The organism is Eubacterium sp. OM08-24 (genome assembly GCF_003438075.1).
Classification (GTDB): domain Bacteria; phylum Bacillota; class Clostridia; order Oscillospirales; family Acutalibacteraceae; genus Ruminococcoides.
The window spans coordinates 15,046-27,481 of the sequence record NZ_QSTA01000006.1 but is presented as its reverse complement, the minus strand read 5'-3'; the positions used below and the strand labels follow the sequence as shown (position 1 = coordinate 27,481).

The following is a 12,436-nucleotide window of genomic DNA, read 5'->3' as shown; positions in this document are numbered from 1 at the left end:
CTTGAAAAGATGTAACTATAAAGACAATAATATTCGGATTTAGTGTCTGAAGATGTTTTGTAACAGAAAGTCCATTAACACCGGGCATTTCAATATCAATAAAAGCAAGATCAGCTTTAATTTGTTTATCCAATATAGAATCCCCATTTGAAAAGCAGGTAACATCAAAATTATAGGTTGACTGTTTTGATAATTTAAGGAGAAAATTTTTGATTTGCTGAACGATTTTCAAATCATCATCACATATCAGTACATTCATAGAGCTATACCTCCTTAATTAGGATTATAACTCAAAAAAAAGAATTTGTCATCCGTTTTATTCCTGTTCAGTTAAATTCTATATATTATTTTTGATATCAGGCTCAATGATTTATTATTGCAAAAATTTGTTTGTCAACAATATTTTTAGGAATGTTATTACTTTTTTAAACTACTTAATAAGAGATAGTCAGGTGTGATATTTAATGCATTGTAGATTTTAGCAAATTTTTCAATACCTAGTACAGAGTAACCGTTTTCAATATTTGATATGTGGTAATTTGAAAGACATGTTTTTTTGGCTAAAGCATTTTTCTTCATTTTTATTTCTTTTCTATGTTGTGCTATACAAATTCCTATTTTTGTAGTCTACATACATTAATATCAACCAATAAAATGTTATCAATCATCGGCAATATTGTTAATAAATTTTAAAAAAAGATAATATTCTTATATGATTGTAATATTTAAAGTCTTTATATAGTTGTAAGATGAAGGGCTATAATAGATTAAAAGTGCATTTTTTGTCGAATTTATTACCATTTTTGTAAAATTCAACATTTACAAGCATTTTTTTGATAAATTTATAATAAAGAGGTTAATTACAATGAAAAACGAAAAAATGTTATCAAACAAGATGAAAAACGGAATCAAAAAAGTGTTGTTTGTTGCGTTAAAATCGAATGCAAATTCTTCAGGATGTTATGTAATTTATCAGCCGAAAGTACCGAAGGATTTAGAGAAATTTAAGAAGTTCAAATGATAAAGTTAATTTCTGATAAATTTGCTTGCTTTTTATGCAAAGATGAAGGACAAAAAGATAATTTTGATTTATATGAATATGCTGTATATATTATTTTAGCATCAGCATTACATATTGCAACAATTATTGTTTTAGGATTGTTCTTCAATTTATTAGTCGAAAGTTTAGTGTTTAATTTTTCTTTTATTGCTATTCGTAAGTTTGCAGGTGGTTACCATGCTAGAACTCCATCAAGATGCTATTTGTTTTCTGTTATTTCAAGCATAATACTACTGTTGGTAGCACTAAACACATTTTCACATTGAGCAATAACAGCAATACATTAATATACAATGTTGTGGGAACTCAATCATAAGTAGATATTCAAGTTGAGGGTGAAGCTAATGTTAAATTTATCAATTAAAATCTTTTGGCATTTTTTTAAAAATAATAAGTTATTGGTTGGATTTCTTTGCTTAATACAGATAATATCAATATTTGCATCTCTTTTTGTGTTTTCGTATTTTGCAAGCTATACAAATGCAAATAAAAAATATGATAGTTCTAAGACCTATACTGTATCGTTTAATGGTGCATTCATCGATGATAATACGATGCTAAAAGAGATAGAGCATTTTAATAATAAGTGTGATTTAGAATTAAATGCCGTCTCCATAAAAGCTAATATTGATGATACAAGAATAATGTTTGACTATCTTTACTACCCCAATCACATTAAGCATGGTAGATATTTCAACCAAGACGAATTTGTGACAAACAAACATGTAATAATATCAGGTGATGAAGGTGTGATAGAAGAGGATAAAATATCAATATGCAATGATAAATATACTGTAATTGGTACATATTCAGTTGGCGGTTATAATATATTGCCTATATCGTCTATAAATGATGTGAAGCATAATAGTGAATCTGTATCAATTGTTTTAGATAAATATCCTGATGACGATGAAAATAATAAAATTATTTCTCAATTGACGGAATGCTTTGAAAATGCAGAAATAATCTATCCGGAAAGGATAAAAAATATTGACAGCTTATGGAATGATTCTACTACTATTATATATATAGGAATATTTTTGTTATCAATGATAAATGTAGCATTTGTCTATTTATATATATTAGAAAAGAATAACAAAATTATTTATATTTATAGATTGAACGGTGCGACAAAAACAACTTGCATTTTTCTCTTAGCTAATGTAATTTTCATTATTGCTTTAATATCATTTGTATGTGGATGTATTTTTTCAAGATGTGTCTTGCCAAGCATAATTGAATATGTACAATATGAGGATTTTACATACAGCTTAGGAATATATGATTACATTAGTATGATTATAGTGTACTTTATAGTTATTATTATTACTAGTGCTCCTGTAATTTCAAAATATGTAAAAAATATATCTATTTCCGAAAAAAGATTGGGGTGACAAAATAATGAAGTTAATTAAATTTTCATACCATCTTTTCTGTAAGAATCTGTTAATGAGCATAATTATAATAATACAATTAGTTGCTTCCACGTTATTATTAAGCGATATTTTAGTTACTGCAAATAGTTACTTCGTTACAGTTGATGAGTATGTTAGCAGTGGACTTTCAGATATAAACGGAATAATAGTTGATAATGGCGGTAATTCTGTTCCAGAAAGATTATTAAATAAATTACCTGAAAATTCAATAGATTATTGTGAATTGGGTGGGGTAGCTTACTTAGGAGAATATACTCTTTATGGATATAGCAATGAATTTGTAAATGATTATATTCCCGAATTATCAGAGGGAACATGGTTAAACGAGTGTACGGATGATTTAAAAGATATTCCTGTAGTGATACCCTATTCCTTAAATAAATATTTTAATATTGGTGACATAATTGATATTGATTCAAAAAATGGTCTTACCGGCAAGATTGTTGGTATATTAAAAACCTCCTACTACTGTACTTTTAATAACGGTGGTACAGAATTGAATACAAAAGATATGTTAGGCAAAGCAGATGAATCATTTGAAATTCCGTTATTAACATTATATAATTATTTACCAAATGAATTCGTTAGTACCGGAATGACTGAAGCTATCATTTTAAAAAATTCAAGCGATTTAAATGAATCTTATAAACTGTTTAGTAATTATTATTATGTTCGAACTTTTTCCGATGTATTAGAAAGCGGAAAAGAAGATGCTTATGCAAGGGTTAGAGCATTAGGTCCGATTTTTTTAACTTTATCTTTAGTTTCATTGTTTGGAATGATAGGTTGCATTGCTATTTCTACTTATAAGAATCTTTATTTTTATTCCATTTTATATCTATGCGGTGCTTCAACCAAAAAATGTTTTTTGATAAGTTTATTATATACTGTTATCTATATTGTTCTGACATTGGTTGTATTCTTTGTAATATTTATTTTTGTTATGCAAAAAAGTATGTGTTGGCTTAATTATATTGCTATAATAGCTATAATTATGATACTGTTATCATTATCGTTAATTCCTTATAGAATATTAAAGAAAAACCCACCTATAGAAGTTTTTAAATATAAAAGATAATCGGAGGCAACTATGATTGAAATTAAAAATTTGAACAAGATATATTTAAAAGGGAAAAAAAATATGGTTCATGCGTTAAACAACATAAACCTAAAAATTGACGATAGAGAAACGGTTGCAATTATAGGAGAAAGCGGTGCGGGTAAATCCACATTATTACATATTATGTCATGCATTGATAATTTTGACGGAGAATATTATCTTGATAATATTGATATCAATAAACTTAGCGAAAGTAAAAAATCAAAGCTTAGAAGTTCTAAGATTGGAATAGTATTGCAGGATTTTGCATTGATTGATGATTTTACTGTTTTTGAAAATGTAATGACACCCTTATATTTTAATAAGAAAATAAAGGATAAAAAAAGTTCAGTAATGAGAGCTTTAAAAAAAACAGGAATTGCGTCCCTGAAAGCTAAAAAAGTATCACAGCTTTCCGGTGGTCAAAAACAGAGGGTAGCTATATCGCGTGCTTTGGTTACAAACCCAGAATACATATTTGCCGACGAACCTACAGGTTCTTTAGATAGTAAAACATCGGAAGAAATAGTGAAAATGCTCTTTGAATTAAATAGTAATGGAATTACAATAGTTATAGTAACACACAATTTAGAAATAGCCAATCAATGCCACCATATTATAGAAATAAAGGACGGTAATATTATTAAGGACATTTGTTCGTAAAAAAATATTAAAATGCCGACAAGTTATAGCTTTTAACGCTATTGCCTGTCGGCATTATTTTTTTGCCTTGAAAGCAGAAAGGGCAGTTATGTTTTTTAAAAACAGAAGTCCTCCAATCTACCTGAATTAATAAAAATTCAGATAAACTACAGATTAATAATTTAAAATTATGTTAAGATATATAAAAAATCACAAGGTGAATCATTATGAAAAAAGTGTTTTCAAATAGTATAATTTTAGCAATTTTATGTGCTATGTTATTGAGTTTTACTTCTTGTGATGAATACAAAATCAAAAGTAACGAAAAGTTAAAATATTATACTTCTAATGCAGAAGACGATTTTAGTTCTCTTATAAAACAATACAATAAGATATGTTTAGAAAAATATGATGAGTCTTATCAAATAGAGATAATTGAATTTGAAAATAATGATGATATGTGCACAAAAATGTCAACAGAAATTATGGCTGGAGAAGGACCTGATATTATTTCATTGAATCAGAATCTTCCGTTTGAAAAACTTATAGAAAATGAAGCTTTTTTGGATATTAATAGTTTGATTAATAATGATGAAACTAAAGATAAAATTGAGCTTGATGAATACAATTCTTTTATAATGAATGTCGGTGTGTATGACGGTAAACGTTATATTGTTCCGCTGTCTTATGGAATGGATGTGCTTGTTTCAACGCAAGAGAGGTTAAAACAATTTAATGTTTCGGGTAACAATGGTGAAACACTGACCTACAGCAATGTGTCAGTCAAATTTTCTCCTTTTTTTAATTCAACAAAGAATTACAGCTTTGTTTCAAATGACAGTGATACCGGTTTATGGTTTGATCACCCTATGCAGCTTTTTAGCAGATTTATAAATAGTTATATAGATTTTGATAATAAGTCAACATTTTTTACTGATGATGAATTCAAAGATAATCTTGATATTATGCGTGAGATGGTAATAAACACAAGGGAAGATAACTCAAATGCTTTGTTCGATGATTTATATATTAATCGTTCCTTACCGCTTATTACAGGGAAATATGCTTATTACAAATCAATAGGTGAAACACCTGTTGTATTTAGGGGATTGGTGAAAAGTGATGATATTTATTCTGCTTTTTTAGAAATAGGGTTTGCAATAAATAATAACACAAAACTTCAAGAACAGGCATATGCTTTTATAAAATATGCTCTTTCAGATGATTGCCAAATGAGAATATGTGGTGCAAAAGGCAATTCACTTTCAGCGAGTATAAGCTTTCCTCTTAATAACAAGGCATATGAACAATTGAAATACACAGCAAGCAGAGTAACAGATGATGATGACAGAATAATTGGCATAGATAATGATTTTATAAGCACATATATGAAAATAGCAGATTATGTTAATCAATGTACACTTTATAGGGATGCATCCCATTCATATTACAACTCGTCAGTAATTGGTGACATAGTTGATAAATATTTAAGCGGAGATATTTCAAAAGAAAAGTTTATACGTCAACTCACAGCGGCAACGGAAATTTATTTAACGGAATAGACTAAGGATAAAATGTATTATGTTCACACGCTTTTTATTTAAACCGCATGAATCTATTAAAGCCATAATAGCTATACTTTTAAGTGTTATAATAATTACTTCATTTTCAAGTTGTGCAATAAAAAATAACAGCGAACAAAATCATCTTGTTTATTATACATTAAATGATAAAGATTCTCTGTCTTGGATTATAGAAAAATATAATAAATATTGCATAAACAGTAATAATCCGTCTTTCCAAATTGAGATAGTTAAATTTGATTCTGAACAAGAAATGTCAACGCAGATATCAACTGAAATTATGGCTGGAAGTGGACCTGATATTATTTCACTTAGTCAAAAATTGCCTTTTGAAAAATTAATTGAAAGCCGTTCATTAATGAATATTTATGATTTGCTAAAAGATGATAATTCTTCAAATGCAATAAATCTTGATGATTATAACGTTAACATACTCAACGCAGGAGTTTATGATAACGGTTTATATATTGTACCGCTGTTTTATGGAGTTGATGTATTGGTATCTACAGAAGAAAGATTGAAAAATTTCGATATCAAAGAAAATAACGGCTTTTCTTTGACATACAGTAATTTTTTAGATGTATTTGAAAATTATTTTTTAAATGATGAAGGCTATTCATTTGTATCTAATGAGTTGTCGGATTTTTTGTGGTTTGATTATCCAATGCAACTCTTTTGCAGATTTTTAAACAGCTATGTTGATTTTGAAAATAAAGCTGTGTATTTTGATACCGATGAATTTAAAGATAATTTAGATGTAATGATGCAGATGTTGACGATTTCTCAAAAAAACAATACAAATGAATTGTTTGACGGATTGTATATAAATCGGTCATTTCCGTTGATGGCAGGAAATTATTCTTATTATCAATCTATAAATGAAACACCTGTAGTCTTTCGTGGATTGACAAAAAACAAAGATGTTAATTCCGCACACATACAGGTTGGATATGCAATTAATAATAATACACAACTAAAGGAGCAAGCACTTGCGTTTATAAAATATACTCTTAGTGATGAAATTCAAGAAATTGGTGCAACAGCATCAGGAAGTTTGAGTTTTCCTGTGAATATGTCTGTTTACGATAATGCTAAACTTGTTGCCGGCTCAAGAACGGATGATAACAATAAAATTATCGGGATTGACAACGATTTTATGAAAGCATACATTGACATTGCCGATAATGTAAACGCTTGCACCTTGTATCGAGATGTGTCACATTCATATTATAATGACAATGTTATCGGTGACATTGTTGACAATTATATACATAAAGGTATATCAAAGGATAAATTTATTCGTCAGCTTTCGGCTGCTACGGAAATTTATTTAACAGAATGAACTGGTATATTATGATTAGATTTAAATGTATATTACAAAATGATGAAACAGATTGCGGTCCGGCTTGTCTGGCCGCAATTTTTGGAAAATACGGTTTAAAAGTATCTATAGCAAAAATTCGTGATATTGCAGGTACGGATCGACAAGGTACTAGTGCATACGGTCTTGTAAAGGTAATTGAACATTTTGGTTTTCAGCAAAAGGTTGTTGAAGCAGATAAAAGCGTGTTAACTAATAAATTGCCTCTGCCTGCTATTGCTCATGTAGTAATTGACAATTCCTTATTGCATTATGCGGTTATAACCAAAGTTAAAGGGGATGCCGTAGTTGTTTCCGACCCGGCAAAGGTTTTATATGTTACTTTCAATTATTAATGAAGTGAATTTAACTCAGTGCATATTAATTTCGCTACTTATCCGTATGAATTAACAAGTAGAGTGTTATTGTTGATTTAAATAATAAAAATTCAGATAGACTACAGATTAATAATTTAGAATTATGCTAAGATATATAAAAAATCACAAGGTGAATCATTATGAAAAAAGTGTTTTCAAATAGTATAATTTTAGCAATTTTATGTGCTATGTTATTGAGTCTTACTTCTTGTGATGAATACAAAATCAAAAGTAACGAAAAGTTAAAATATTATACCATAAACAATGAAGATTCGGTTTGTGTAGAATTGATACAAAAATATAATAATTATTGTCTTAAAAACCTTGATGAGTCATATCAAATTGAAATTGTGGAATTTGATTCGGAAGATACTATGCTTACAAAAATATCAACGGAGATAATGGCGGGGAAAGGACCCGACATAATTTCATTGAATCAAAAATTACCTTTTGAAAAGCTGATTGATAACGGTTCATTTGCGGATATAGATGAGCTTGCGGAATTATACAAATCCGATATAGATTTTGATGACTATAATTCAACAATAATGGATTGCGGAATTTACAATGGAAAGCGATATATTATACCTATAACTTATTGCCCCAATATACTTATAACAACTCAGGAAATATTAGATAAATATAATCTGGAAAATACTAACTTTTCATTTAAAGAGTTAGAGATACGGTTATCTGACAAAGACCATAGTTATGCGCTTTTTGGAAATAAAGATGAAACATATAAGTTCTTCTTTTCCTATGTTAATGAATATGTGGATTTTTATAATAAAACTACAGAATTTTCAAGCGATGAATTTACCGAGAGCTTAGATTATATTGGAAAAATGATTAGGAATGATAATTCAAGAAAAGAAGGAACTACATGGGATATAATAGGTAATTATTTGTTTCGTACTTCACAATTATCATTCGACGGTTCTATGATGAGTACGCTAAATTCTTATTTTTATATTTATAATAATAACAGCACGCCGGTTATTATTCCAAACTACAATAAAAAGGCGAATGCAGTATCAGCATTTGTTCAATGTGGTATTGCATTGAATAATAATTCAAATAACAAAGAAAAAGCATTGGCTTTTATTCAATATGTTTTAAGTTATGATATTCAAAAATTATGGAGTGAAAGCAGTTCATCACCATCAATAGTGGTAAGGGCACTGCCTGTAAATAAAGCTGCTTTTGAATATGTAATCGACCATACGTCAAAACGTGTATATGATATTAATGATGATGGAGAGTATGAGAAATCTGAGGAAGAATATTCAGATGAAATAAAAACTAAGTTTTTTAATGAATATTTAGATATGATTAACAGTATAAGCAGTTGTACTTTATATGATTATCTGGAATTTGAAAATACTTATTACAACTCCTCGGTTATCGGAGATATTGTGAACGATTACTTAAACGGGGATATTTCAAAGGAAAAGTTTATTCGTCAGCTCTCGGCGGCAACGGAAATTTATTTAACAGAATGAAGCTGATAAGGAATCATTAACCTCTAAATCACCTATACTTGCTATTGCTCATGTGGTGATTGACGATTCCTTATTGCATTATGTAGTTATAACTAAAGTTAAGGGTGATACTGTAGTAGTTTCCGACCCTGCAAAAGGTTTATATGTTACTTTCAATTATTAATGAAGTGAATTTAACTCAGTGCATATTAATTTCGCTACTTATCCGTATGAATTAACAAGTAGAGCGTTATTGTTGATTTAAATAATAAAAATTCAGATGGACTACAGATTAATAATTTAGAATTATGTTAAGACATATAATCACAAGGTGAATCATTATGAAAAATAAAATTGCGATAATTTTAACATTACAATTTATTATTACTGTGTTTGTTTTCAGCGGATGTGGTGAAAGCACAGCTTCAAGCAATTCCTCAAAGCTTACATATTGTGCATACTATGAGGATGCTATTTGCGATATTATTAAAAGGTACAATAAATATTGTACAAAGCATTACGATGAGTCCTATCAAATTGAAATCGTGGAATTTGAATCTCAGGAAGAAATGAAATTAAAAATGTCAACAGAAATTATGGCAGGTGAAGGACCTGATATTTTTTCTTTGAGTCAAAAGCTTCCATTTGAGAAATTAACAGATAGCAAAACTATTGCAGATGTAAACGAGCTTATAAGTGAATTTAGTTATGATATAGGAATAGATAACTGCGATTCAAAAATTATGGATGCAGGAGTGATTGACGGTAAAAGATATTTTATACCTTTGTTCTATTCACCTGATGTTTTTATAACTACAGAGGAAACACTTAATAAGTACAATTTAACATCATCTGAATTTTCTTTTAAAGCATTATCTGAGAAACTTTCAAAAAATAAAAAAGAATATTCTCTTTTTGGAAGTGCCGATGATAATATTGCCTTTTTTTATTCGTTTTTAGATCAATATATAGATTTTAACAGCGGAAATACAGAATTTAACAGCGATAAGTTTTCGGAAGATTTGGATTCTATCTATAGCTTGATTAAGAATGACACTACCGACGAAAATGTTTATTATTTTTTATATGAAAATATAAATAATGGTGCTTCTATTTTATATAAGGAAATGCCTGCTTTTAGTATTATAGTAAAGACATATTCGTGTTTAAAATATTTAGGATCAACTCCTGTGTTTGTAAATAATTACAATATGGATGATGATTCAATTTCTGCCTCTATAGATGTTGGTATTGCCGTTAATGATAATTGTAAAAATAAAGAAAAATTACTGCCTTTCATTAAGTACTGTTTGTCCTGTGATGTGCAAAAAAATATGAGTGAAGAATGTATGTATTTGCCTGTAAACAGCGATGCTATGGAAAAATGCATTGATTCAATAGATGAAGCAATAGATTTTGGAGATTTAATTGTTAGTGATAAAGAAAAAGCTATTGTTGAAACTGCTCAAAGTGCGGCGATAAGAGATTATAAATATATTATAAACAACATAACAAAATGTAACTTATATGGGTTTAATTATTTATCGGATACTTATTTTAATTCTTCGGTAATCAGTGATATAGTTGATAAATATTTAAACGGGGATATTTCAAAGGAAAAGTTTATTCGTCAGCTCTCTGCTGCTACGGAAATTTATTTGACTGAGTAGGAATGAATTATGAGAAAATCTAAATTAACAAGGAAACAAAAAGAGCATATAGCGGCATATCTGTTTATATTACCGTCTTTTTTAGGAATAGCGGTGTTCTATATTGTGCCGTACATTATCTGCTTTGTAAAGAGCTTGTATGTGGGCAATACCTTTGTAGGAATCCAAAATTACATACAGCTTTTTCAAAATAATACATTTTTGCTTGCACTTAAAAACACGGGCATATTTACAGTTACGGCAATACCGCTTTTAATGGTGATTTCGTTTTTAATTGCACTGTTTCTTAATTCTTTTAAGAAAATATCATCGTTTTTCAGAAGTGCCTTGCTAATTCCTGTTGTAGTTCCGATTGCATCTCTGGTTTGCGTGTGGCAATTAGTTTTTGATGATTACGGTGCAATCAACGGATTACTTAATTCACTTGGATTTAATACTGTTGAATTTTTTAATTCGGAATGGTCTATGGTGATGATCGTTTTTATTTATGTGTGGAAGTACTGCGGATTTTGTGTGATTCTTTTTACGGCAGGCATTGCCAATGTTTCGCAATCTCTCTACGAAAGCGCAAGGCTTGACGGTGCAAAAGCTCATCAGCTTGTAACTAAAATTACTATACCTATGATTGCGCCAACTACATTTTTTGTTTTTCTAATGGAGCTTATTTATTCATTTAAAATTTTCCGTGAGGTATTTGCTTTGTTTGGCGATTATCCAAACACCAATGTGTATTTTTTGCAGAATTTCATCAACAACAATTATTACAATCTTAACTATCCAAGATTGTCAGCGGCGTCAATTGTCTTATCGCTGTTTATAATTATAGTGCTGTTTATTTTCTTCTGCTTTGAAAGGAAACACAGCTATTCTTGAGAGGTTTGTTATGAAAGATACGGTTATGAAAATACTAAAATATATTTTGTTGATTGCTGTAACTGTGCTGTTTCTGTTTCCTGTCATTTATATGCTTGCTTGTTCATTTATGACAGGTTCACAGGTAAGCGAGATGCTCAATTTTTCTGACGGAAAATATAAAGAACTCAATATGATTACGAATATGGCAACTTTGGAGCAGTTTTATCAGACTCTTTTCAGAAAACCCGAATATTTGTTGAAGTTCTGGAATTCGGTTATTTGTACTTTTCCGACAGTAATCGGTCAGGTTGCAGTATCATCATTGGCGGCTTTTGCTTTTGCAAAATTGAAATTCCCGTTCAGGGACAAGCTGTTTTTCATATATATAATTTTGCTCATTCTGCCGTTGCAGGTAACACTTGTGCCTGATTATATGATTCTTGAAAATATGAATTTGCTGAATAATTTTCTTGCGGTAATTTTACCCGGAACTTTTTCTGCATTCGGAATTTGTCTTTTGAGGCAAAGTATAAAATACATTCCCGATTCCGCAATTGAGGCGGCAAGGGTTGACGGTGCGTCATATTTGAAGATATTTACTAATATTATTCTTCCGCAGATTAAGGGCGGACTCATAACACTTGCGTTGCTCTGCTTTATTGATAATTGGAATGTAGTTGAACAACCGCTGATTTATTTTGATAATGAGGGTATGTATCCGCTTTCCGTAACGCTTACTGATGTAGGAAGTTCGGATTACGGCATAATATTTGCCTGCGGAGTTATATTTATGATTCCTGCATTGCTTATTTATCTTTACGGACACAGGGATATTGATTCGCCGTTTGTCGGAACAGATAAGGGATAGGAGAG

At 29.6% G+C, this 12,436-nt stretch carries 13 protein-coding genes and 1 pseudogene; 13 read left to right on the top strand and 1 reads right to left on the bottom strand.

Translation table 11 applies throughout. The features are described from left to right. On the bottom strand, positions 1-259 hold a 259-nt coding region (locus tag DXC23_RS12545), incomplete at its 3' end, for a response regulator (RefSeq protein ID WP_199523066.1). Between the two features lie 606 nt (positions 260-865). Here DXC23_RS12545 and DXC23_RS09160 point away from each other — a divergent pair. The 13 genes and pseudogenes from DXC23_RS09160 to DXC23_RS09100 all read left to right on the top strand — a co-directional run bounded on the left by DXC23_RS09160 (position 866) and on the right by DXC23_RS09100 (position 12,431). After that, positions 866-1,021, top strand: a complete 156-nt coding sequence (locus DXC23_RS09160) for a cyclic lactone autoinducer peptide (protein WP_242997469.1) — start codon at positions 866-868, stop codon at positions 1,019-1,021. Then, positions 1,018-1,326: an accessory gene regulator B family protein gene (locus tag DXC23_RS09155; protein WP_117705812.1), complete on the top strand. Its 309-nt coding sequence runs from the start codon at positions 1,018-1,020 to the stop codon at positions 1,324-1,326. The genes DXC23_RS09160 and DXC23_RS09155 overlap by 4 nt, the downstream gene beginning before the upstream one ends. 78 nt (positions 1,327-1,404) lie before the next feature. Further along, entirely contained in the window at positions 1,405-2,454 is a 1,050-nt protein-coding gene (locus DXC23_RS09150; RefSeq protein ID WP_117705811.1) for an FtsX-like permease family protein, read from the top strand. Positions 2,455-2,461: 7 nt separating this feature from the next. Beyond that, the gene (locus DXC23_RS09145; protein ID WP_117705810.1) at positions 2,462-3,574 is read left to right on the top strand and encodes a hypothetical protein; all 1,113 of its coding nucleotides are present in this window, start codon (positions 2,462-2,464) and stop codon (positions 3,572-3,574) included. 12 nt (positions 3,575-3,586) lie between these two features. Continuing rightward, positions 3,587-4,258 (top strand): ABC transporter ATP-binding protein, encoded by a 672-nt coding sequence (locus DXC23_RS09140; protein ID WP_117705809.1) that lies wholly within the window; start codon positions 3,587-3,589, stop codon positions 4,256-4,258. Positions 4,259-4,464: 206 nt separating this feature from the next. After that, complete coding sequence (locus DXC23_RS09135) at positions 4,465-5,799, top strand: ABC transporter substrate-binding protein (protein ID WP_117705808.1); 1,335 nt, start codon at positions 4,465-4,467, stop codon at positions 5,797-5,799. A gap of 19 nt (positions 5,800-5,818) precedes the next feature. Beyond that, positions 5,819-7,162, top strand: a complete 1,344-nt coding sequence (locus DXC23_RS09130) for an ABC transporter substrate-binding protein (RefSeq protein WP_117705807.1) — start codon at positions 5,819-5,821, stop codon at positions 7,160-7,162. A gap of 11 nt (positions 7,163-7,173) precedes the next feature. Beyond that, positions 7,174-7,536, top strand: a complete 363-nt coding sequence (locus DXC23_RS09125; protein WP_158552537.1) for a cysteine peptidase family C39 domain-containing protein — start codon at positions 7,174-7,176, stop codon at positions 7,534-7,536. 161 nt (positions 7,537-7,697) lie between these two features. Continuing rightward, positions 7,698-9,059 carry an ABC transporter substrate-binding protein gene (locus DXC23_RS09120; protein ID WP_117705805.1) on the top strand — a complete coding sequence of 454 codons (1,362 nt, stop codon included), beginning with the start codon at positions 7,698-7,700 and terminating at the stop codon, positions 9,057-9,059. Positions 9,060-9,072: 13 nt separating this feature from the next. Then, positions 9,073-9,222: pseudogene (locus DXC23_RS09115) on the top strand (cysteine peptidase family C39 domain-containing protein); the annotation flags it as partial. Between the two features lie 157 nt (positions 9,223-9,379). Next, entirely contained in the window at positions 9,380-10,708 is a 1,329-nt protein-coding gene (locus tag DXC23_RS09110; RefSeq protein ID WP_117705803.1) for an ABC transporter substrate-binding protein, read from the top strand. Positions 10,709-10,717: 9 nt separating this feature from the next. Then, the gene (locus tag DXC23_RS09105; RefSeq protein ID WP_117705802.1) at positions 10,718-11,581 is read left to right on the top strand and encodes a sugar ABC transporter permease; all 864 of its coding nucleotides are present in this window, start codon (positions 10,718-10,720) and stop codon (positions 11,579-11,581) included. 10 nt (positions 11,582-11,591) lie between these two features. Continuing rightward, positions 11,592-12,431: a carbohydrate ABC transporter permease gene (locus DXC23_RS09100; RefSeq protein ID WP_117705801.1), complete on the top strand. Its 840-nt coding sequence runs from the start codon at positions 11,592-11,594 to the stop codon at positions 12,429-12,431. Positions 12,432-12,436: the final 5 nt, after the last annotated feature.